19 protein-coding genes are annotated in these 23,044 nt (G+C 66.5%); 8 read left to right on the forward strand and 11 right to left on the reverse strand.

Going from position 1 to position 23,044, the window contains the following annotated elements:
* Positions 1-237: 237 nt before the first annotated feature.
* The 5 genes from ACIP1U_RS23235 to ACIP1U_RS23255 form a co-directional block, all read right to left on the reverse strand.
* Positions 238-1,434, reverse strand: coding sequence for a class I SAM-dependent rRNA methyltransferase (locus ACIP1U_RS23235; protein WP_400319914.1), 1,197 nt, complete (start codon positions 1,432-1,434; stop codon positions 238-240).
* A 221-nt stretch (positions 1,435-1,655) separates the two neighbouring features.
* Positions 1,656-1,979, reverse strand: a complete 324-nt coding sequence (locus ACIP1U_RS23240; protein ID WP_400319916.1) for a YbeD family protein — start codon at positions 1,977-1,979, stop codon at positions 1,656-1,658.
* Positions 1,980-2,028: 49 nt separating this feature from the next.
* The gene (locus ACIP1U_RS23245; RefSeq protein WP_400319919.1) at positions 2,029-3,237 is read right to left on the reverse strand and encodes a D-alanyl-D-alanine carboxypeptidase family protein; all 1,209 of its coding nucleotides are present in this window, start codon (positions 3,235-3,237) and stop codon (positions 2,029-2,031) included.
* Positions 3,238-3,303: 66 nt separating this feature from the next.
* On the reverse strand, positions 3,304-3,945 hold the full coding sequence (locus tag ACIP1U_RS23250) for an alpha/beta hydrolase (protein ID WP_400319922.1): 642 nt from the start codon (positions 3,943-3,945) through the stop codon (positions 3,304-3,306).
* Positions 3,946-4,119: 174 nt separating this feature from the next.
* Positions 4,120-4,440: a (2Fe-2S) ferredoxin domain-containing protein gene (locus ACIP1U_RS23255; RefSeq protein ID WP_400319925.1), complete on the reverse strand. Its 321-nt coding sequence runs from the start codon at positions 4,438-4,440 to the stop codon at positions 4,120-4,122.
* A 397-nt stretch (positions 4,441-4,837) separates the two neighbouring features.
* On the opposite strand from ACIP1U_RS23255, the gene ACIP1U_RS23260 reads away from it, so the two are divergent.
* From ACIP1U_RS23260 to ACIP1U_RS23295, 8 genes are all read left to right on the forward strand, one after another.
* On the forward strand, positions 4,838-6,142 hold the full coding sequence (locus ACIP1U_RS23260; protein WP_400320235.1) for a dicarboxylate/amino acid:cation symporter: 1,305 nt from the start codon (positions 4,838-4,840) through the stop codon (positions 6,140-6,142).
* A gap of 76 nt (positions 6,143-6,218) precedes the next feature.
* Entirely contained in the window at positions 6,219-8,216 is a 1,998-nt protein-coding gene (locus tag ACIP1U_RS23265; RefSeq protein WP_400319928.1) for an ATP-binding protein, read from the forward strand.
* A gap of 8 nt (positions 8,217-8,224) precedes the next feature.
* The gene (locus ACIP1U_RS23270; RefSeq protein WP_400320238.1) at positions 8,225-9,550 is read left to right on the forward strand and encodes a sigma-54-dependent transcriptional regulator; all 1,326 of its coding nucleotides are present in this window, start codon (positions 8,225-8,227) and stop codon (positions 9,548-9,550) included.
* Between the two features lie 1,256 nt (positions 9,551-10,806).
* A complete protein-coding gene (locus tag ACIP1U_RS23275) occupies positions 10,807-11,934 on the forward strand; it encodes an NAD(P)/FAD-dependent oxidoreductase (RefSeq protein ID WP_400319930.1) in 1,128 nt (375 codons plus the stop codon).
* Positions 11,935-11,945: 11 nt separating this feature from the next.
* Positions 11,946-12,650: a two-component system response regulator CreB gene (gene creB / locus ACIP1U_RS23280; protein ID WP_400319933.1), complete on the forward strand. Its 705-nt coding sequence runs from the start codon at positions 11,946-11,948 to the stop codon at positions 12,648-12,650.
* Positions 12,651-12,657: 7 nt separating this feature from the next.
* Positions 12,658-14,088, forward strand: a complete 1,431-nt coding sequence (gene creC, locus ACIP1U_RS23285; RefSeq protein WP_400319936.1) for a two-component system sensor histidine kinase CreC — start codon at positions 12,658-12,660, stop codon at positions 14,086-14,088.
* A gap of 131 nt (positions 14,089-14,219) precedes the next feature.
* Positions 14,220-15,197: an NAD(P)H-dependent flavin oxidoreductase gene (locus ACIP1U_RS23290; protein ID WP_400319938.1), complete on the forward strand. Its 978-nt coding sequence runs from the start codon at positions 14,220-14,222 to the stop codon at positions 15,195-15,197.
* Between the two features lie 43 nt (positions 15,198-15,240).
* Complete coding sequence (locus ACIP1U_RS23295; RefSeq protein ID WP_400319940.1) at positions 15,241-15,684, forward strand: YbaN family protein; 444 nt, start codon at positions 15,241-15,243, stop codon at positions 15,682-15,684.
* Between the two features lie 294 nt (positions 15,685-15,978).
* Here the strand turns inward: ACIP1U_RS23295 and ACIP1U_RS23300 are convergent, their stop codons facing one another.
* The 6 genes from ACIP1U_RS23300 to ACIP1U_RS23325 form a co-directional block, all read right to left on the reverse strand.
* Positions 15,979-17,229, reverse strand: coding sequence for a phenylacetate--CoA ligase family protein (locus tag ACIP1U_RS23300; RefSeq protein ID WP_400319943.1), 1,251 nt, complete (start codon positions 17,227-17,229; stop codon positions 15,979-15,981).
* Positions 17,230-17,421: 192 nt separating this feature from the next.
* The gene (locus ACIP1U_RS23305) at positions 17,422-18,237 is read right to left on the reverse strand and encodes an ABC transporter ATP-binding protein (RefSeq protein WP_029046690.1); all 816 of its coding nucleotides are present in this window, start codon (positions 18,235-18,237) and stop codon (positions 17,422-17,424) included.
* Between the two features lie 199 nt (positions 18,238-18,436).
* Positions 18,437-19,774 carry an ABC transporter substrate-binding protein gene (locus ACIP1U_RS23310; protein WP_400319946.1) on the reverse strand — a complete coding sequence of 446 codons (1,338 nt, stop codon included), beginning with the start codon at positions 19,772-19,774 and terminating at the stop codon, positions 18,437-18,439.
* Positions 19,775-19,871: 97 nt separating this feature from the next.
* The gene (locus ACIP1U_RS23315) at positions 19,872-20,948 is read right to left on the reverse strand and encodes a branched-chain amino acid ABC transporter permease (protein ID WP_400319948.1); all 1,077 of its coding nucleotides are present in this window, start codon (positions 20,946-20,948) and stop codon (positions 19,872-19,874) included.
* A 24-nt stretch (positions 20,949-20,972) separates the two neighbouring features.
* Positions 20,973-21,887, reverse strand: a complete 915-nt coding sequence (locus ACIP1U_RS23320) for a branched-chain amino acid ABC transporter permease (protein WP_400319951.1) — start codon at positions 21,885-21,887, stop codon at positions 20,973-20,975.
* 184 nt (positions 21,888-22,071) lie between these two features.
* Complete coding sequence (locus ACIP1U_RS23325) at positions 22,072-23,034, reverse strand: ABC transporter ATP-binding protein (RefSeq protein ID WP_400319954.1); 963 nt, start codon at positions 23,032-23,034, stop codon at positions 22,072-22,074.
* Positions 23,035-23,044: the final 10 nt, after the last annotated feature.

The raw sequence follows: 23,044 nt of genomic DNA on the forward strand, positions 1-23,044 counted from the left end.
AACCACGAAAAACAAGCAATCCTACATTGACGACTCTGCCGGTCGCTATCCCTCTGCATTGTCTTCTGAACAACGTTCCGAGAACATACAAGGGGTTGGGGGAGAGGGCCGGCGTTGGCAAGCACGATGGCGCCTGACTTCGTGGGCGCGCCGGCCCTCTCCCCCGCCCCTCTCCCAGAGGGAGAGGGGAGAAAACAAGTGGCAAAGCTAAAGCCTTCGCCGCTAGCATTCCCAGCCTTACCCCACCCGCTCCAGCAGCAACCCCTTCAAATACTCCCCTTCCGGGAACGCCGCCAGCATCGGGTGATCGGTGCCAGCCGACAGCCTGCGCAGGATGCGCGCATCCGCCCGCGCATCGGTCACCGCGCCCGCCACGATCTTCTGGAACAGTTCCATGCTGATCGCGCCCGAGCACGAATACGTGAACAGCAACCCGCCCGGCCGCAGCAGTTGCATGCCGACCAGGTTGATCTCCTTGTAGGCACGCGCGGCACGGTCGATATGCTGCGCCGACGGCGCGAACTTGGGCGGGTCAAGCACGATCAAGTCGAACTGACGCCCTTCGGCGCGGAATTCGCGCAGCGTCTTGAACACGTCGGCGTCGAGCCAGGCCGCGCGCTCCGGCTCGAACCCGTTCAGCGTCACGTTGCCCGCGGCGATCTTCAGCGCCTCGCCCGACGAATCGATCGACGTCACCGCTTTCGCGCCACCGCGCAGCGCCGCCAGCGAGAAGCCGCCGGTATAGCAGAAGCAGTTCAGCACCTCGCGCCCTTCGGCCAGGTCGCCCACCAGCTTGCGGTTGTCGCGCTGGTCGACATAGAAGCCGGTCTTGTGGCCATTGCGCACGTCGACGTAATAACGCACGCCATGCTCGGTCACCGACAGCGCCGGATCGGGCTCCGCGCCGGCCAGAACGCCGGTCACCAGCTCCAGCCCTTCGCGCTGGCGCACGGCGGCGTCGGAGCGTTCATAGACGTTGGGGCAGCCAGTCTCCTTGACCAGCGCCTGCACGATCGCGGTCTTCCAGTGCTCCACGCCGGCCGAATTGAACTGGCACACCAGCTGGCCCGTTTCTCCATTGCCGTAGTAGTCGACGATCAGCCCCGGTAGCCGGTCCGATTCGCCGAAGATCAGTCGCACGGCGTCGCTGTCCTTCACCCACTGGCGCCGGTAGGCGATGGCCGCGGCCACGCGGCGCTTGAACAGCGCGTGGTCGACCGGCTCGTTCTCGTCGAAGGTCCACACGCGCGCGCGGATCTGCGATTCGGGGCTGTAGGCGGCCTTGGCCAGGAAGCGGCCGTCGGCGGCGCGCACGGTCACGGTCGAGCCCGGCTCGCAGCGGCCTTCGGTGGTGGCAACGCCGGTCGCGTAGATCCACGGGTGGCGGCGCAGCAGGGATTTTTCCTTGCCGGGTTTCAGGGTGATGGTGTTCATGTTGGTATGGGGAAGAAACTTGCCGAAGCCGCGGTGTTTTGCACGCTGCGGCGAAGCTCCCCTCTCCCGCTGGCGGGAGAGGGGTTGGGGGAGAGGGCCGGAGTTTCAGACGAAGTGGCGCGTGTCGGTATGCCAGCGCCCGCCCTCTCCCCCGGCCCCTCTCCCGCATGCGGGAGAGGGGAGCAAACAATACGGGAGAGAAAGTCCTACAGCATTGCTGCTTACAGCACCACCTTCACCATCGGATGCGATGTCAGCGCCCGGTACAGATCATCCAGCTGCTCGCGGCTGGTCACCCACACCGTCACGGTCAGTCCCAGGTAGTTGCCCTTGCTTGAGGGCCGCATTTCCATCTTGCCCGCATGGAAGTCCGGATCGAACTCCTGCACCAGCGTGACGATGGCCTCGGCAAAGCCGTCCTGCATCGAGCCCATCACCTTGATCGGGAAATGGCTCGGGTATTCGATCAGCGACTGCTCCGGCGGGATATCGCCGGGCTTGTTGCCGCCGGGCTTGTTGCCGCTGCCCTGGTTGTCTGCTGTCATCTCGTTTCCTCCAACGCGGCCCGGCACATGCCAGCACCGCGCATGCCAATCACTTACGCTTGAACCACAGGCGGATGGTGTCCCACAGGCGGCCGAAGAAGCCGGCCTCGGGCACCTCTTCCAGTGCCACCACCGGGAATTCGGCCACCTTGTTGGCGCCGTCCATCAGCTTGACCATGCCCACCTGCTGGCCCGCCGCGATCGGGGCGATCATCAGCTCCTGGCGCTCCAGCACCGGCTTCAGGCGACTGCCGGTGCCCTTGGGGACGGTGACGAAGGTCTCGTGCTGCACGCCGATCTTGACCGTGCCGGCCTTGCCCTTGTAGATCTCCGGCGTGGCCAGCACCTGGCCCTTGTCGTACAGGCGCAGCGTGTCGAAGAACTGGAAGCCGTAGTTGAGGATCTTCAGGCTTTCCTGCGTGCGCACCTGCTCGGTGGTGGTGCCGATCACGATCGAGATCAGGCGGCGCTGGCCGTTGGGTACATTGGCCAGCGGGCGCTGGGCCGACGAGATCAGGCAATAGCCGGCGGACTTGGTGTGGCCGGTCTTGACGCCGTCCACGGTCGGGTCGATGTACAACAGGCGGTTGCGGTTGGGCTGCCTGATCTTGTTATAGGTGAACTCCTTCTGCGAGTACATGCTGTAGTACTCGGGGAAGTCCTTGATCAGGTGCGTGGTCAGCGTCGCCAGGTCCACCGCGGTGGTGTAGTGGTTCGGGTCGGGGATGCCGTCGGTGTTGGTGAAATGGGTGTTCTTCATGCCCATGCGCTGGGCCTCGCGGTTCATCATCGCGACGAAGCCCTCTTCCGAGCCGCCCACGGCCTCGGCCAGCGCCAGCGCGGCGTCGTTGCCCGACTGCACGATCAGGCCCAGCAGCAGGTCCTGCACGCTGACCGGCTTGTTGGGCTCGATGAACATGCGCGACTCGTCGCTTTTGACCTTGAGCACCAGGTTGGTCGGCACCACGGTCTGCTCCAGCGTCAGGCGCTTTTCCTTGAGTGCCTCGAACGCCAGGTAGGCGGTCATCAGCTTGGTCAGCGAGGCCGGCTCGATGCGCTGGTCGGCATTCTGCGAGGCCAGCGCCTGGCCGCTGGTCACGTCATACAGCATCCACGACTTGGCGGCGACCTGCGGCATCGGCACGCCCTGCGCAAGGACGGCGGCAGGCGCGGCGGCCAGCGTGGCCGTGGCTACGGCGGCGATGATGGCGGCGGGTGCAAAGGCGGACGAAAGACGTGTCGTGGCTCTATTCAGCATTGTTTCTGTTTCCGACAAGAAAGGGATCGTGCGGGACGGGATGGCGCGGTGGCGACGCTGCGCCGCTCACCGGTCCCACGCGTTGACGACGAGCTGCTTGATCAGGTGCAGCTTGCGGTGAAAGAAATGATCGGCGCCGGGGATGACGATGACCGGCAGTTCCTGCGGGCGCGCCCAGTCGAACACGCTCGCCAGCGGCACGGTGTCATCCTGCTCGCCGTGTATGACGATGGTGTCGGCGGGCACCTCGGCCACCTGCCAGCGGCTCGCGGCGGTGCCGACCAGCACCAGGCGCTGCACCGGCGTGCCGGCCTCGGCCAGGCGCCGGGCCACGTGCGTGCTGACAAAGCTGCCGAAGGAGAAGCCGCCCAGCGCCAGCGGCAGCGTCGTGGCCTGCGCCGACCACGCGGTCTGCTCGCGCATCCAGGCGACGACTGCCAGCAGGTCGTCCTGCTCGCCCACGCCGTTGTCATGCTCGCCGGCGGTCGCGCCGACGCCGCGGAAATTGGGACGCACGGTGGCATAGCCCAGCTGCACGAAGGCGCGCGCGAGCGTCTGCGCAACCTTGTTGTCCTTGGTGCCGCCGAACAGCGGATGCGGGTGCGCGACCAGCGCCAGGCCGCGCGGCTCCCCTTGCGGCAGGTCCACCGAAACGTCGATCGCGCCGACGGGGCCGGCGATGGAAAGTACCTGGGTATGCGCGTTCATAGGACGGTCAGGGGCAATCAGGAGGCGTTCAGGATGGCGCTTCAGGATGGTGATACGCCGGCTGGCTCAAACCCGGAAATCCCGGGGCAAAAAATGAAAAAACCGTCCGGCGTGCGGGCGGCGGTGTCTGGCATCGGCGCTGCGTCATCGGCAGCGCCGCGGGTTCGTTCTCGTTCAGCGGTCCACCATCAGCCGCTCAACCGGCTTGCCGTTGAGCAGGTGGCTGTCGATGATTTCATCGATGTCGTTCTCGTCCACAAACGTGTACCAAATTGCCTCGGGGTAGACCACCAGCACCGGCCCGAGTTCACACCGGTTCAGGCAGCCCGCCTTATTGATGCGCACGCGGCCTTCGCCGCCGGCAATACCGAGTTCCTTGCAACGCTTCTTGGCGTATTCCTGCATGGCCTTGGCGTTGTGGTCGGCGCAGCAGTTCTCGCCGGCCTCGCGCTGGTTCAGGCAGAAGAAGACGTGGTGCTGGTAGTAGCTGCTCATGCGATGCGGTGACAAGGAGGGTGGGCCCGCGCGGCGGCATGGCCGCGGAACATTGAACGGAAGCTCGGAATTATACGGCGTCACGGCGGCCCGCCCGCGCCTTCCGGCACCCGCGCCACGCCATTGATGGCCGCATCCCACCGCTTCAGGTGGCGCCTCGGCCACCTTTGCCGGCTTCGGCATTCCGAATCCCCGGAAGCCCGGATTCCGGATTTCCGGAATCCCGGAGGCCCTGCGCCTTGGCAAAGCCCGCGTTTCCTTGTGAATCAATCAGTTAGCGATACCGGTTGGACTGGCATGCCGGTTGCAAATTCCCGTCCCTGAACGCGCCGCAACCGTGACGGCGCGCGCCCGCGGCGCCATCGCCCCGGGTACGGTCAACACCGAGGACGACACCATGAAGAAACCCTTCTACAAGATCCTGTACGTGCAGGTGCTGTTCGCCATCCTGGTCGGCATCCTGCTGGGACATTACTGGCCCGATACGGGCGTGGCCATGAAGCCGCTGGGCGATGGCTTCATCAAGCTGATCAAGATGATCATCGGCCCGATCATCTTCTGTACCGTGGTGACCGGCATGGCCGGCATGAGCGACATGAAGAAGGTCGGCCGCGTCGGCGGCAAGGCGCTGCTTTACTTTGAAGTGGTGTCGACCTTCGCGCTGCTGATCGGCCTGGGCGCAGCACACCTGCTCAAGCCGGGCGTGGGCTTCAACATCGACGCGTCGACGCTGGACACCAAGGCGATCGCGCAATACGTGTCGAAGGCGCATGGCCAGAGCACGGTCGAGTTCTTCATGCACATCATCCCGGAAACGGTGTTCAGCGCCTTCGCCAACGGCGACATCCTGCAGATCCTGCTGGTGTCGCTGTTCTTCGGCGCCGCGCTGGCCACGCTCGGCGAACGCGCCCGCTTCGTGGTGCAGCTGATCGAGCAGGTTTCCAAGGTGTTCTTCCACATCGTGCACGTGATCACCAAGGTGGCCCCGATCGGCGCCTTCGGCGCGATGGCGTTCACCATCGGCAAATACGGCCTGGGCTCGCTGGTGCCGCTGCTCAAGCTGATCGGCACCTTCTACTTCACGGCCATCATCTTCGTGCTGGTGGTGCTGGGCTCGATCGCGCGCATGACCGGCTTCAGCATCGTGCGCTTTATCTCGTACATCAAGGAAGAGCTGCTGATCGTGCTGGGCACCAGCTCGTCCGAAGCCGCGCTGCCGCACATGATGGAGAAGCTGGAGAAGCTGGGCTGCTCCAAGTCGGTGGTGGGCCTGGTGGTGCCTACCGGCTATTCGTTCAACCTGGATGGCACCAACATCTACATGACGATGGCGGTGATCTTTATCGCGCAGGCGACCGGCATCGAACTGACGTGGATGCAGCAGCTGACCATCCTGGCGGTGGCGATGATCACCTCCAAGGGCGCCAGCGGCGTGACCGGCTCTGGCTTCATCACGCTGGCCGCGACGCTGGCGGTGGTGCCGACCATCCCGGTGGCGGGCATGGTGCTGATCCTGGGCATCGACCGCTTCATGAGCGAGTGCCGCGCGCTGACCAACATCATCGGCAATGGCGTGGCCACGGTGGTGGTGTCGGCGTGGGAACGCGAGCTGGACCGCAAGCGCCTGGCGCAGGTGCTGCAGGGCGGCGGCGAGGGAGCGGACCGCGACGAGCTTGCCGACGCCTGCCAGCGCGCCCTCTAAGTGCATAGCAGGATGGGCGGCTGCCCCGGCCGCCCGCCAGCGGGTATCATCGGCGCGACAGCCCTTGCGCGCGCCGATGCCACACTCCGACGATTTTCTAGCCGTGCATGATCCCGCCACCACCCGCGCGGCCCATGCGCCGGACACCGGCAGCAGCCGGTGGTGGGGCTTCGCCGTCGCGCTGGCGGTGGGCCTGCTGCTGCTATGCGGGCTGACCTGGCTGGTGTCGTTCCAGCGCGGGCTGGCTGCGCTGCAGCAGAGCACCGCCACGCGTGCCGACCGCTACGCCGCCACGCTCGAAAGCACCCTCGACCGCTACGAATTCCTGCCCGCGCTGGTGTCGCTGCACCCCTTCGTGCGCGGGCTGCTCGAATCCCCCAACGACCCGGCGCGCGTCACCGCCGCCAACCATTACCTGGCCGAGGTCAACCGCCGCGCGCATGCGTCGGCCACGTACGTAATCGCCGCCAACGGCATCGCGCTGGCCGCCAGCAACCATGGCCTGCCCGGCAGCTTCGTCGGCACCGACTACCGCTTCCGCCCCTACTTCCAGATCGCCGCGGGCGGCAAGATGGGCCGCTTCTACGCCATCGGCATCACCAGCGACGAACCCGGCTACTACATCGCGCAGCCGGTGGAATCCAACGGCAAGGTCATCGGCGTCACCGTGGTCAAGCTCAACCTGGAGTGGTTCCAGCGCGCCGGCAGCGGCGCCGAGCCGCTGATGGTCAGCGACGACCACGGGGTGATTTTCCTGTCGTCGGTGCCGGCCTGGCAGTACCGCACGCTGCAACCGCTGCCGCCGGCATTGCAGGCCGAGATGGAAAACACGCGCCAGTACCATGGCCGCGCCGTCACGCCGCTGCCGCTGGAGCCGCTGGACTCACCCGTCACGCGCTGGCTCGCGCAGACCACGCTGGGCGCCAACGCGCGGCTGGTACGCGTGCGCGACGAGTCGACCTCGGCCCGCACCACTTTTACCCCTGACGCCACCGCGCGCGCCGACCGCTACCTGGAGCTGGGCCGCACGGTGGGTCCGGCCGACTGGACCATGCAGGTCATGGCGCCGCTGGAACCGGTGCTGGCCAATGCGCGCAACGCCACCGTGGCCGCGGCGCTGGCCTATGCCTGCATCTGCCTGCTGCTGGTCAACTGGCGCCAGCGCCGCCAGCGCGCGCGCGACATGCAGTACAGCCGCCGGCTGCTGGAAGCGGCCTACGACGAGCTGGAACGCCGTGTGGAAGCGCGTACCGCCGACCTGATGGCGATCAACGAGAAGCTGGAGGAACAGGTTGCCGAGCGCACCCGCGCCGAAAGCGAACTGCGCGCGGCGCAGGACGAACTGGTGCAGGCCAGCAAGCTGGCCGCGCTGGGGCAGATGGCGGCCGGCATCACGCATGAGCTGAACCAGCCGCTGGCGGCGCTGCGCACTTTCTCCGACAACACCCGCGTGCTGCTGGAACGCGGCCAGCTTGCTGCCGCCGAAGGCAACCTGACTGCCATCGCCGACCTGACCGAGCGCATGGGCAAGATCACCGGCCAGCTCAAGCTGTTCGCCGGCAAGGCGCGCCCGGTGCGGCGCCCGGTGGTGGTGCGCACCGCGCTGGACCACGTACTGGCGCTGCTGACGCCGCGGCTGGGCGCGGTCACGGTCAGCGTGGGCGGGCTCGACGAACAGCCGGGCCTGTCCGTGCGTGCCGACGAACTCAAGCTCGAACAGGTGCTGCTGAACCTGATCGGCAACGCGCTCGATGCCATCGCCTCGGCGGCGCCGGCGCAAGGCCGCATCGACATCGAGGTGCATGCCGATGCCGGCACCGTCACCCTCGCCGTGCGCGACAACGGCACCGGCATCGCGCCGGAAGCGCTGCCGCGCCTGTTCGAACCCTTCTTCACCACCAAGGAAACCGGGCAGGGCCTCGGACTCGGGCTGGCGATCTCGTCGTCGATCGTGCGCGAGTTCGGCGGCCAGCTCAGCGTGGCCAACGTGCCCGGCGGCGGCGCGCAGTTCACGCTGGTGCTGGCGCGCGCGCCAGCCAGTGAAGCTGCGCTGCCGGTTTCCACACTCCAATGAGCATTGCCATGCAAGACGGTCTGCGTGTCCTGTTTGTCGAAGACGAGCCGCTGGTGCGGCAGGCTACCGCGCAAAGCCTGGAGCTTGCGGGCTTTACCGTGCTGGCGTTGCCGTCCGCGGAGGCTGCCATGCCGCATCTGCATGCGGGCTTTCCCGGTGTGCTGGTGACCGACGTTCGATTGCCCGGCGCCAGCGGGCTGGACCTGCTGCAGCACTGCCGCAATGCGGCACCGGGCGTGCCGGTGGTGCTGGTGACCGGGCACGGCGACATCACGATGGCCGTGCAGGCAATGCGTGAAGGCGCGTATGACTTTATCGAAAAGCCGTTTGGAGCTGACCGGCTGACCGACACCGTCCGTCGCGCGCTTGAGCGGCGCGCGCTCGAACTGGAGAACCAGGCGCTGCGGCGCGAGTTGGCCGGGCCCGCAGCGGGTACGCGGATCATCGGGCGCTCGCCGGCGATCGGGCAGGTGCGGGCGCTCGTGGCCAACGTGGCGCCGACCGACGTGCCAGTGATGATCAATGGCGAAACCGGGACCGGCAAGGAGCTGGTGGCGCGCAGCCTGCATGCGTTGTCTGGCCGCGCCGAGGAGCCATTTATCGCGCTGAACTGTGGTGCGGTGCCTGAGGCCATCTTCGAGAGCGAGATGTTCGGGCATGAGGCTGGTGCCTTTACTGGCGCGGGCAAGCGACGTGTTGGCAAGCTGGAGCATGCTTCGGGCGGGACGCTTTTTCTCGATGAGATTGAAAGCATGCCGCTGGCGCTGCAGGTCAAGCTGTTGCGGGTGCTGCAGGAAGGGACGCTGGAGCGGCTGGGGTCGAATGCGTCGGTGAAGATTGATGTGCGTATTGTGGCGGCGGCCAAGGGGGATATGGATGCGCTGGTGGCGCATGGTTCCTTTCGTGAGGACCTCTATTACCGGCTGAACGTGGTCACGATTGCGCTGCCTCCGCTGCGGGAACGGCGCGAGGATATCGTGGCGTTGTTCGAGCATTTCATGCTGGTGGCGGCGGTGCGATATCAGCGGCCGGCGCCGATTTTGTCGGAGGCGCAGCGGCAGGGGCTGCAGCAGCGGTCTTGGCCGGGGAATGTGCGGGAGTTGCGGAATGCGGCGGACCGGCTGGTGTTGGGGGTGCCAGAGGGCGGACAGGCTGGTGGGCATGCCGCGGCGTCAGACGAGTCAGCGCCGCTGCGGGAGCGGATGGAGCGGTATGAGCGGGCGGTGATTGCTGATGCGCTGGCGCGGACGGGGGGCGCCGTTAGTCAGGCGGCTGATTTGCTGCAGGTTGGCAAGGCTACGCTTTATGACAAGATCAAGCGGTATGGGCTTTGAATTTGGCTGTCATTCGGTGTTCACCTTGTTGCCACGTGGGCGTCATATTGGTCTTCTATGCTTCGCAGGCGGTTGTGGCATTGGCAGGTGCCCTGCCGGCAGTATCAGTCTTCGTGGTAATTGATGGCCCCGCATGTTGCGGGGCGTTTTTTTGTGTGGGCTGATTGGGCCAGGTACTGTGGTCGCCGTTGGTGACATGGTGTCGGCCTTTGGAAGCTGCGTTGTCACACTTGGTGACATGCTGTCGGCCTTTGAACCGCCTGGTTCCGCCCTCCTGGGCGGGTCACTTTTTGTCCAAGCGACAAAAAGTAACCAAAAAACGCGTCGCCTGAGCGGCTGGCTATCAATTTCACGGTGGCAGTGGTTCGGGCGGCTTTGGTCTCCTTTGACCGTGGTTGCCCGTTCGACCCTGCTACGCCCCCGGGATGTGCCTGCGTCGACGGGCTGTTGAACGAACCCGAAGCAGGGTGGTGGCCGCCTGCCAACTGCGCCATCGGTGGGACGCCTTCGGCTGCGCTGCGCGCTGGCCCTAACGTGGCAGAGCTGGCATCCACATCCTGGCTCGCTCTTCGGGATCAGCGTCGCACGCTTGGCGACATGGCTGGCGCATACGAAGGTCTTGGCGCAGCGCCGGGGAATTGGCTGGCTTTACTTCGTGGAGGCTCCGGCCCTCTCCCCCGGCCCCTCTCCCGCAAGCGGGAGAGGGGAGCAAACAAGCGGCAGGGAAAGGCTTGCGGGTTCACCCGCGATAGCGCCAAGCGAGCGCAGCAACGCGTTCTGTGCCACGACCCCTGACCTGAGACTGCCGGCGCGCAGCGCAGCCGTAGGCGTCCCTACGTTGACGTCAGCAACAGGGGCCACCCACAGCTCTGGGCTCGTTCAAACACCGCATCAATCCCAAGCCACCGTGGCGCACCAGGGCGTCAGGCAGTCCGGTCCTGCAACGAAGCCAAGCCCCGTACGGAAGCCCCCGCCCACTATGATAAGAGTGGCCGCCCGCAGGGCCGTAAACGCGCTTTTTGGTGACTTTTTGTCGCTCGGACAAAAAGTTACCCGCCCAGGAGGGCGGAACCAGGCGGTTCAACGGCCGACAGCATGTCACCAACAGCGACAACACAGCTTCAAAAGCCGACAGCCTGTCACAAAAAACAACGAGCCACAGCCGCGAAAATCACCACCCACTTCACATCCACCCCACACTCCCCTCACCCGGCAAAACCACACTGGAGTCCCCCTCACCAAGAAGCCACTCCAACATGCCAACCTTCGACTACGACCTCGTAGTATCCGGCGCCAGCTTCGCCGGCGCAGCCTGCGCCCTGGCCGCCGCCCGCGCCGGCCTGCGCGTCCTGGTCCTCGAACGCAAACCCGACCCAGGCGCAAAACTCCACACCACCGGCATCCTCGTCAAAGAAGCCGTCGAACAAACCTGGCTAGGCCGCGCCCCCGCCGACTGCATACACCGCGTCAACCGCGTGCGACTCTACTCCCCACGCCTGCGCAGCCTGGACCTGGCCGCCCCAGGCTACTACTTCCACACCACCGACACCCCCAACCTGATGCGCTGGCTAGCCAACGAGCTGGTGCGCCACGGCGCAACACTGCGCCTGGGCCAGTCGTTCATCCGCGCCGCACCACGCCGCGGCGGCTGGCACGTAACCGGCGTCGGCACCACCCGCTACCTGATCGGCGCCGACGGCGCCAAATCACGCGTCGCGCAATGCGCGGGCCTCGTCTTCACACACAATTTCCTGTATGGCATCGAATACGAATTCCCCGGCCTCTCCCTCCCCGATCCCGCCATGCTCCATTGCTTCATCACCCGCCGCTTCGCCCCCGGCTACATAGGCTGGATCGCACAAAACCCCACCGGCGTCCAGGCCGGCCTGGCACTGCGCTATTTGCCCCGTCACGGCCGCGCCCCCGACCTCGACGGCTTGCTCGCCCATGTACGCACACGCGCCGGCCTGCCCGAACTGACGCGGCCCGCCGCCACCCGCGCCGGCCTGATCCCGTGCGGCGGCCCCGCCATGCCAATTGCTCGCGACGGCGTGATCCTGACCGGCGACGCCGCCGGCATCGTCTCGCCCCTGACAGCCGGCGGCATCCACTACGCCTTTGCCCATGGCGAATCGGTCGGCAACGCCATCGCCGAACACCTGCTGCACAACGGCCCGGCGCCGGAAGCCGTAGCCGCCGCCAGCGCGCCACGCTTTCGCGGCAAGCGCGCGCTGCGCTGGATGTTCGACCGCTTCCAGTGCGACTGGCCCTTCGACCTGATGCTGTATTCACCGCCGCTGCGCTGGGCAGCCGAGCAGATCTACTTCCACAAGCGCCGCGGCGGCCAGGCCGCGCCGCCGCCGCGCACGGTGCCCAGCCTCTGACGTGGACTAGAATGCCGGGCATGGAACAAGCGCGCATCCTGGTGGTGGAAGACGAGCAGGCCATCGCCGATACCATCCTCTACGCCCTGCGCACCGATGGCATGCAGGCCGAGCACTGCACGCTGGGCAGCGCCGCGCTGGCGCGGATGCGCATCGATGCGGCCGACCTGGTGATCCTGGACGTTGGCCTGCCCGATGTGAACGGCTTCGAGGTCTGCCGCACGCTGCGCACCTTCTGCGATGCGCCGGTGATCTTCCTGACCGCGCGCCATGAGGAGATCGACCGTATCGTCGGCCTGGAGATCGGCGCCGACGACTACGTGGTCAAACCGTTCTCGCCGCGCGAGCTGGCCGCGCGCGTGCGCGCCATCCTGCGCCGCGCGCGCGGCGGCGCTGCACCCGCGGCCGCCGACGCCGGCTTCACCCACGACGCCGACGGCGCACGGCTAGCCTACCGCGGCCGCTGGCTGGACCTGACCCGCTACGAATACCTGCTGCTGGCACTGCTGGTGGCGCACCCGGGCCGCCTCTACACCCGCGCGCAGCTGATGGAACTGGTCTGGCAGGACGCCCTCGACACCAGCGACCGCACCGTCGACACCCATGTCAAGACACTGCGCGCCAAGCTGCGCGACGCCACGCCGGAAGGCGAAGGCGCGGAGCGCATCCGCACGCACCGCGGCATGGGCTATTCGCTCGATCCCGTGCCGTCCTGAGCGCGCCATGCGGATCGGCCTGCGCATCTTCTTCGGCTTCTTCCTGATCGTCGGCCTGGCGACGGTGCTGACGCTGCGCGTGTTCGTGCAGGAGGTCAAGCCCGGCGTGCGGCAGGCGATGGAAGACACGCTGATCGACACCGCCCACGTGCTGGCCGCGCTGGCCGCGGACGACATGAAGGCCGGCCGCATCGCCGACGGCGACTTCGCGCGGCGCATGGCGGCGCTGCGCGAAGCGCCGGTCAATGCGGACGTGTGGGGCATGCACAAGGACAGCATCGGCTATCGCGTCTATGTCACCGATGCCAACGGCATCGTCCGCTACGACTCTACCGGCACCGACGTGGGCCGCGACTACTCGCGCTGGAACGATGTCTACCTGACGCTGCGCGGCGAGTACGGCGCGCGCAGCACACGCAGCGATCCGGACGACGAGGCCAGCACCGTGATGTACGTGGCCGCCCCCATCCGCGACGGCAACGGCATCATCGGCGCGCTCACGGTGGCCAAGCCCAATGCCACGATGGCACCCTTCATCGCACGCAGCCAGCACCGTATCCTGCTGTACGGCGGGCTGCTGATCGGCACTGCGTGCGTGATCGGGCTGGCCTGCACGCTGTGGCTGGTGCTTGGCTTGCGCCGGCTGCGCGCCTATGCGCGTGCGGTGGCCGCCGGCGAGCGCGCCGAGATGCCGCTGCGCGGCACCAGCGAGCTGGCCGAGCTGGGCCGCGCGGTGCAGAGCATGCGCGAGCGGCTCGAAGACAAGCAGTATGTCGAGCACTACATCCACACGCTGACGCACGAGATGAAGAGCCCGCTGGCGGCGATCGGCGGCGCCGCCGAGTTGCTGCAGGAGGAGATGCCGGCGGCGGACCGCGAGCGCTTCGTCGCCAATATCCGCGCGCAGTCCGGCCGGCTGGAAACCATGATCCGCAAGCTGCTGGCGCTGGCGGAGGTGGAACAACGGCAGCGGCTGGAAACACGCGAGCCGGTGCGATTAGGCGAGATGCTGGCCCGGCTGTGCGCCGAGCTGGAACCGCGCGCGCGGCAGCGCGGCGTGGCGCTGCGGCTGGAGGTATTGCCAAGCCCCGACGTGGTGGCGGGCGACCCGTTCCTGCTGCGCCAGGCCATCGCCAACCTGCTGGAAAATGCCATCGACTTCGCGCCCGCCGACAGCGCCATCGCGGTGCGGCTGCAACGGCGCGGCGCGCAACTGGCGGTCACGGTGGCCGACCACGGCCCCGGGATCCCCGACTATGCGCTGCCGCGCGTGTTCGAGCGCTTCTACTCCCTGCCGCGCCCGCAGGGCGCCGACAAGAGCATTGGCCTGGGCCTGTGCTTTGCGCGCGAGGTGGCGGCGCTGCATCATGGCAGCGTGACGCTGGCCAACCGGCCGGACGGCGGCGCAATGGCCGAACTGACGCTGCCCGCGGACTGACCCGCCTGCCATGGCGCGCCGGATCGGCATAGACTTGGGCTTCTAGCGACGCACGCCAGAAACTCCCTATAATCGAACGACCGTTCATTTAGGGCACGTTCCACGTGCCCGCCAGTGGTTCAGGAGACACCATGCCCGCCGCCAAGCAACTGCCCCAGGTCCTGCAGAACCTGGCCCTGCCCGTGATTGCCTCGCCCATGTTCATCGTCAGCTATCCCGAACTGGTGCTGGCGCAGTGCAAGGCTGGCATCGTCGGTTCGTTCCCGGCGCTGAACGCGCGCCCCGCGGAGCTGCTCGGCGAATGGCTGACGCAGATCCAGGACGAGTTGGCCGCATTCAAGGCCGCCAACCCGGGCGCGCCGGTCGGGCCCATCGCGGTCAACCAGATCGTGCACGCGTCCAACGCGCGGCTCGAGCATGACATCAAGGTCTGCGTCGAACACAAGGTGCCGATCTTCATCACCTCGCTGCGCGCGCCGCCCAAGGAGCTGATCGACGCGGTGCACAGCTATGGCGGCATCGTGCTGCACGACGTGATCAGCCTGCGCCATGCCGAGAAGGCGGTCGAGTCCGGTGTCGACGGCCTGATCCTGGTCGCGGCCGGCGCCGGCGGCCATGCCGGCATGCTGTCGCCATTCGCGCTGGTGGGCGAAGTGCGCAAGATTTTCGACGGCCCGATCGCGCTGTCGGGCTCGATCGCCACGGGCGAGGCAGTGCTGGCGGCGCAGGCCATGGGCGCCGACTTCGCCTACGTGGGCACGCGCTTCATCGCCTCGCAGGAGGCGCACGCAGCGGAAACGTACAAGCAGTCGATCACCAGCTCGGCCGCCGCCGATATCGTCTACACCAACCTGTTCACGGGCGTGCACGGCAACTACATCCGCGAGAGCATCAGCAACGCGGGCCTGGACCCTGACAACCTGCCGGTGGCCGACAAGACCAGGATGGACTTCTCCAGCGGCAGCTCCAAGACCAAGGCGTGGAAGGACATCTGGGGCGCCGGCCAGGGCGTGGGCCAGATCCACGACATCCCGAGCGCTGGCGAGATCGTCGCGCGCATGAAAGCGGAGTACGATGCGGCCAAGGCGCGGCTTGGGATTTCGCGCTGACCGATCCATCACCGGGGCCGCTTTGCGGCCCTTTGTTCGACCATTGCCGCCTTCCAACCCTGAACTTTCGCCTGATCCTGAAGCCGAGCTGAGCCACCGCCAGCGCGTGCTGCGCGCCGTCTGGGTGGCGCTGGGCGGGCTCTGCCTGCTGCTGGGCGTGCTTGGGATTTTCCTGCCGGTGCTGCCGACCACGCCGTTCGTGCTGCTGGCCGCGGCGTGCTTCGCGCGCGGTTCCCAGCGCTTTCACGGCTGGCTGATGGGGCATCCGCGCTTCGGGCCGCTGGTCAGCGACTGGCAGCGGCACCGGAGCATCCCGTTCAAGGCGAAGTGTCTGGCGCTGTCGATGATGTGGGTGTCGATGGGAACGACGGCGTGGCTGCTGCGGGGGCGGCCGGTTGCATCGGCGGCATTGCTGGCTTGCGCGGTGGGGGTGAGTGTGTGGATGGTCCGATTGCCAACGCGGCCTGCGGAGGGCGGGGAGTCTTGACTGCGGTCGATTGGGGCGACTGACTTCATTGACGCATCGGCCCTCTCCCCCACCCCTCTCCCGCTAGCGGGAGAGGGGTGCGATTGCCAGGGTTAGTGGCGAGCGCGAACGCTTTCGTACACCAACGGTCGCTCCCCTCGCCCGCTTGCGGGAGAGGGAGCGATGGCCAGAGTTGGTCGCAAGCTCGAACGCCCTCGTACACCAACGGTTTGCTCCCCTCGCCCGCTTGCGGGAGAGGGGCCGGGGGAGAGGGCCGGCGTATCAACGAAGTCCGCCAGCCCGATCACCCGGATTTCACTCATACCGCCGCGCATCCTCGATCACCTTCCCGTCCTGCGGCAACGACCCTGCCGCCACGAACGCCACCTCTCCGCGCAATCGCATCACCTCGCGCAGCGACTCGGCCACTGCGCGCTGCAGTTCCGCATCCTCGCGCGTTGCCTCGCAGCGCAACGTCATCACGTCCGCGCCAGGATCGCCGGTCACCACCAGCCGCGCGGCGCGGATTTCCGGATGGCGGCGCAATACGTCGGCCACCTGCCCCGGATGCACAAACATGCCTTTGACCTTGGTGGCCTGGTCCGCGCGACCCAGCCAGCCCTTGAGCCGGATATTTGTGCGCCCGCACGGGCTCGGCCGCTGCGAGGACTCGGCAACCACCGCCGACAGGTCGCCGGTGCCGAAGCGGATCAGCGGATAGTCGCCGTTGCCCAGCACCGTCACCACCACCTCGCCGGTCTCGCCTTCAGGCATCGGCCGTGTACCGCCCGGCTCGACGATCTCCACCAGCACCCCCTCGTCCACCACCCAGCCGTCGCCGCCCTCGGTCTCATAAGCAATCAGCCCGAGATCCGCGCTGCCGTACATCTGCCGCACGCGCACCCCGCGTTGCTGGAACCACGCGCGCAATGACGGCGGCAGCGCCTCGCCGGAGACCAGTGCCTTCGTGAGGCTGGTGCATGGCAGGCCCATCTCGTCCCCGCGTTCCAGCAGCAGCTTCAGGAACGATGGCGTGCCCGCGTAGGCCGCCGGCTGCAGGCTGGCCAATGCCTGCACCTGCGACTCGGTCTGGCCGACGCCCGCGGGGAACACACAGCAGCCCAGCTTGTGCGCGCCGGTCTCCATCATCATGCCGGCCGGCGTGAAATGGTAGGAAAAGGTGTTGTAGACCAGGTCGCCGGCACGGAAGCCCGCGGCGTGCATGGCGCGGGCCGTGCGCCACCAGTCAGCGTCGTGGCCGTCGGGCTCATGGATCGGGCCGGGTGACTGGAATACATGGCGCAGCCCGCCCAGCGGCGTCGCATTGAGGCCGCCCAGCGGCGGCAGCGCGCGCTGGCGTGCGGTCAGGTCGGACTTGCGCGTTACGGGCAATGCTGCCAGCGCCTCGCGCGACGTCAGCGAGCGCGGATCCACGTCGCGCAGCAGCTCGGTGAAATACGGTGCGTTGTCGCGCGCGTGGGCCACCTGGCGAGCCAGGGCGGCAAGAAGCGCCTGCTCGCGGACTGCCGGCGCGCGGGTTTCGAGCGAATCGAAGTATTCGGGCATGATCAGTGCTGCCGTGAGTGGCAAAGGTCTGTATGGATAGTAGAGCGTGTCCAAAAAGGGGCGCAGCGGGCGCAGAGACCGCAGCAAGCGGGCCGTCGCGAGTCCGAGAAGCGCAGCCGCAACCGCAGACCCGCGGTACGGCGAGCATCGCCGGGCTCGATACGGCCCGCGCAGCCGGCCTATACGCCCTTCTCAGGCCAGCCAGCGCTTGCGCCGGCGATAGCTCTTCACGTCACGGAAGGACTTGCGCGCGCCGCCATCCGCGTCGTTGGCGGCCACGCCCAGGTAGAACTCCTTCACGTCCTCGTTGGTGCGCAGCGACTCGGCGTCGCCGTCCATCACCACGCGGCCGTTTTCCAGGATGTAGCCGTAGTCGGCATAGCGCAGTGCCACCATGGTGTTTTGCTCGGCCAGCAGGAAGCTGACCTTCTCGCGCGAATTCAGGTCGCGCACGATCTCGAAGATTTCCTCGACGATCTGCGGCGCCAGGCCCATCGACGGTTCGTCGAGCAAGATCATCGCGGGCTTGGCCATCATGGCCCGGCCGATCGCGCACATCTGCTGCTCGCCTCCCGAGGTGTAGCCCGCCTGCGACTTGCGGCGCGTCTTCAGGCGCGGGAAGTAGTTGTAGATCTTCTCCAGCTCATCGCGCGTCTGCGACCGCGACAGGCCGCGCGTGTATGCGCCGGTGAGCAGGTTCTCTTCGATGGTCAAGTGCGCGAAGCAATGGCGACCCTCCATCACCTGGATCACGCCGCGGCGTACCAGGTCGTTGGGCGTGAGCTGGTCGACGCGGTCGCCGCGATACTCGATGGTGCCCTTGGTGACGTCGCCGCGTTCGGCGTGCAGCAGGTTGGAGATCGCCTTCAGCGTCGTGGTCTTGCCCGCGCCGTTGGCGCCCAGCAGCGCCACAATCTTGCCTTCCGGCACCTCGAGCGAAACGCCCTTGAGCACCAGGATCACGTGATCGTAGATGACTTCGATGTTGTTGATGGACAGGAGGCTCATAGTGCGGCTCGGATTGGTGTTGCGGTAGGGCGGTTGTGCTTGCGGATTGCCGATTGGGTGCCCCCTCTCCCTCTGGGAGAGGGCTAGGGCAGGCGCTGCCACGAAGTCAATGCGGTCGCTATTGCCAGCGCCAGCCCTCTCCCCCTGCCCCTCTCCCGCAAGCGGGAGAGGGGAGCAAACAGTCGGAGGTTGCGGCCCATCAAGACTTCGAGCACGCCGGCGTGATCCCCTTCTCCTTCGCATACTGCGCGGCATTGGCCTTGAACAGCGGGTGGATCAGGCTCTTGTTGCCTTCGATCCAGTCGGACACCACCACCCACTTGGTACCGTCCCATTGCTGGATCTTCACCTTGCCGGAACCTTCGTGGTTGTCGCAGCTGGTCTTGATTTCGGGGAGCAGGCCGGTGGCGCCTAGATGCTGCAGGCGGGCATTGGTCAGGTTCAGGTTCTCGAAGGCCCAGCGCATCTGCTCGCCACTCATGACCTTGCCCTTGCCGAACTTGGCCTGGGCCACGCGGATGGCCTCGACCGTCACCACTGCGGCCGACACCCCGCGGTTGTAGAGCACCGAACCAACCTTGGCCTTGTCCTGCATATTGCCCTTGCCGGCGCCGTAGACCACCTTCTCGATATCGGCGATCAGCGGCACACCCTTGCCCGCGACGTTCCAGGTCGCGCTCATGTAGCCCTTGGACGCATCACCCGCCGGCACCGTGTCCTCTTCGGAGCCTGCCCACCACGAGCCGATCATCTTCTCGCGCGAGAAGCCGACCTTCTGCGCAGCCTTCAGCGCGGTCTGGTTCATCACGCCCCAGCCCCAGAAGATCACGTAGTCGGGATTTTCCTGGCGGATCTTCAGCCATTGCGCGCCCTGTTCGTTGCCAGGGTTCGCGACCGGGATCTCCACCAGGTTGAACTTGCCGATCCTGGCCTCTGCCTGCAGCGCCACGATCGGCTCCTTGCCGTAGGCGGAGTCGTGGTACAGGTAGACGATCTTCTTGCCGGCCAGCGAGCCCTTGTTCTTCGAGGCCAGGTACTTGACGATCGCCGACACCTGCATCTGGTACGTGGTCACCAGCGGGAACGCATAGGGGAACACCGAGCCGTCCACCGCGTCGGTGCGGCCATAGCCCATCATCACCAGCGGCACCTTGTCGGCGGCGGTCTTGTCGACCAGCGCGTAGGAAATGCCGGTGGACATGGCGTGATACGCGGTGCCCTTGGTGGTGGCGTTCTTGGCCTTCAGGCGCTCATAGCACTCAACGCCCTTGGCGTTGTTGTACTCGGTCTCGCACTCTTCCCAGCTCAGCTTGACGCCGTTGACGCCGCCTTCCTTCAGGTTGACGTAGTTGAGGTAGTCGATGAAACCACCGAACCAGGACTGCCCGTTGGCGCCATACGGCCCCACGCGATAGCTCGGCAGCGCGACGAACTGCTCATTGCTTTGCGCCAGTGCCGGCGCCGCCGGCGCCAGCAGTGCAGCCGCGGCGCTGACCACCAGGGCGGCGCGTTGCACATTGCGGATCAGGTTGGTCATGACAGTCTCCTTCGCCCTCGGTGGGGCGTTTCGTTATGCTGAAGCGTCAATGCTTCGGATGACAAACAGGCACTGCGGTAAGTCTGGTCCCACCCCGTCAGTGGGGGAATGGCCACAGCCTCAGCTTCTCCTTGGCGATCTGCCACAGCCGGGCCAGCCCGTGCGGCTCCACGATCAGGAAGAAGATGATGAGCCCGCCGAACACCATCATCTGGATGTGCGACACGGTGGCATTGGTAAAGGGCAGGTGCAGCAGCGCGGCCAGCGGCGGCAGCACGTTGTCCAGGAAGATCGGCAGCAGCAGGATGAACGCAGCGCCCAGGAACGAGCCCAGGATGCTGCCCACGCCGCCGATGATGATCATGAACAGCACGCGGAACGACAGGTCCAGCGAGAAGCCGTCCGGCTCGACCGAGCCCAGGTAGCAGAAGGCATACAGCGCGCCGGCGACGCCGCAGTAGAACGAGCTGACCGCGAACGCCATCAGCTTGGTGCGCATCAGCGGGATGCCGATCACCTCGGCCGCCACGTCCATGTCGCGCACCGACATCCAGGCGCGGCCCGTCGCCGACCGCACCAGGTTCTTGGCGATCAGCGCGAGCACCGTAACGATGGCCAGCACGAACAGGTACTTCTTCACCGGCGTATCGATGGCAATGCCGAACAGGTCCAGCCGCTGCGCCGTGATCACGCCCGACGAGCTGTTGTTGGAGAACCAGGGGAACTTGGTCAGCGCCCATACCACGAAGAACTGCGCTGCCAGCGTGGCCACCGCCAGGTAGAACCCCTTGATGCGCAGCGAGGGCAGGCCGAACGCCACGCCCACCAGCGCCGCCGACAGCCCGGCCAGCAGGAACGACAGCAGCACCGGGATGCCTTCGATGCGCAACTGGAAGTTGTAGGCCGCGTAAGCCCCCACCGCCATGAAGGCCGCAGTGCCGAGCGACAGCTGCCCGGCGTAGCCGGTCAGGATATTGAGGCCCAGCGCCGCCAGCGAGAAGATCAGGAACGGAATCAGGATGGCCGAGAACCAGTATTCCGATCCGACGAACGGGATCGCCACAAACGCCACGGCCATCAGGACGGCAAAGCCGATGCGGTCCTGGCGGATCGGGAAGATCTGGCTGTCGGCAACGTAGCTGGTCTTGAACTGGCCGGCTTCACGATAAAACATGGCAACTCTCCTGTGCGAAGTCGGTCAGACGCGATCAATGTGCTTTTCGCCGAACAGCCCTTCAGGCCGCACCAGCAGGAAGAGCAAGGCAAACACATACGGGAACCACCCTTCGATGCCGCCGAAATTGCCGCCGAACATCGACTGGAACACCGGCGGGATGTAGATCTCGGCCAGCTTCTCCGACGCGCCGATGATCAGCCCGCCGACGATGGCGCCGGGCACCGAAGTGAAGCCACCCAGGATCAGCACCGGCAGCGCCTTCAGCGCGGTCAGCGTCAGCGCGAACTGCACGCCATTGCGCGAGCCCCACAGCATGCCCGCCACCAGCGCGACGAAGCCCGCCACACCCCACACAATCGCCCAGATGTTCTGCAGCGGAATGCCCAGCGACAGCGCGGCCTGGTGGTCATCCGCCACCGCGCGCAGCGCGCGGCCGACCTTGGTGTACTGGAAGAACAGCGCCAGCGAACCCACCAGCGCGCCGGCAATCCCCGCTGCGGCGAGGTCAAACTTGGAGATGACGATGTTGAAGTTGGTCAGGATCGATTCGATCGGCTCGTCGACGATACCCAGGTTGATCGGTCGCACTTCATTGCCGAACAAGAGCGGCCCCAGCCCTTCCAGGAAGAACGACAACCCGATGGTCGCCATGAACAGCGTGATCGGCGGCTGGTTGACCAGCTTGCGCAGCACGAAGCGCTCGGTGCTCATGCCGACCAGGATCATCACCACGAAGGCGCCGATCACCGCCGCCCACATCGGCATGCCCTTGTCCATCAGCCCCACCACCGCCAGCGCGGCAAAGTAGACCATCGCGCCCTGGGCAAAGTTGAACACGCCCGAGGCCTTGAAGATCAGCACGAAGCCCAGCGCCACCAGCGAGTACATCAGTCCCGACAGCAGGCCGCCGAGCAGGATTTCAACGAAGAACGTCATGATTTGCCTTTGCTTGCTTCTGTTGGTCTACCAATACCGCTGTCCGGCTCCCCTCTCCCGCTTGCGGGAGAGGGGTTGGGGGAGAGGGCCGGAGCCTCAACGAAGTGACGCGCGTCGATATTGCCAGCGCCTGCCCTCTTCCCCGGCCCCTCTCCCGCGCGCGGGAGAGGGGAGCACACCGCGCTCAATGTGAAGTTCCCAGGTACGCCTTGATGACATCCGGATTCGCCTTCACCTCCTCCGGCGTGCCGTCGCCGATCTTCTTGCCGTAGTCCAGCACCACCACGCGGTCCGAGATATCCATCACCACGCCCATGTCGTGCTCGATCAGCACGATGGTGGTGCCGAACTGCCGGTTCACATCGAGGATGAAGCGGCACATGTCCTGCTTCTCTTCCACGTTCATGCCGGCCATCGGTTCGTCGAGCAGCAGCATCGAAGGCTCGGCGGCGAGCGCGCGCGCCAGCTCCACGCGCTTCTGCAAGCCATACGGCAGGCGTCCCACCGGCGTCTTGCGGATCGACTGGATCTCCAGGAAATCGATCACTTCCTCCACCTTCTGGCGGTGGCGCATCTCTTCATTGCGGGCCGGCCCCCACCACAGCGCATGCGCGAACAGCCCGGTGCGGAATTGCGTGTTGCGCCCGGTCATGATGTTGTCGAGCACCGTCATGCCCTTGAACAGCGCGATGTTCTGGAACGTGCGCGCGATGCCCTGCCGCGCGGCGGCGGTCGGGTGCATCTGCTTGCGCTCCTCGCCGCGGAACACGATGCGCCCCTGCTGCGGGTGGTACACGCCATTGATCACGTTCAGCATCGAACTCTTGCCCGCGCCGTTGGGGCCGATGATGGCGCGTATCTCGTGCTCGCAGACATCGAACGAGATATCGGTCAGCGCCTTCACGCCACCGAACGACAGCGAGATGTGCTGCAGGTCCAGGATCACCTCGCCGCCGGTGCGGGCTTGTTCGCCGGTACGCTGCGCGTGCTGCGTGCCGGGTTGCGCGCCGCTATCGTTCGCCAGTCCCGCCGGGGACAGCGGGCCCGCGGGCGCGATCGCGCCACCGCCGCCTGCCCCGCTTGCATCGGTGCGCGCCGCGCCGGTCCATTCGCGCTTGCCGGCGCCTTGCCATGCCACTTGCGTCATGTTGCTGCCT

The organism is Cupriavidus sp. NPDC089707, from assembly GCF_044748965.1.
Classification (GTDB): Bacteria; Pseudomonadota; Gammaproteobacteria; order Burkholderiales; family Burkholderiaceae; genus Cupriavidus.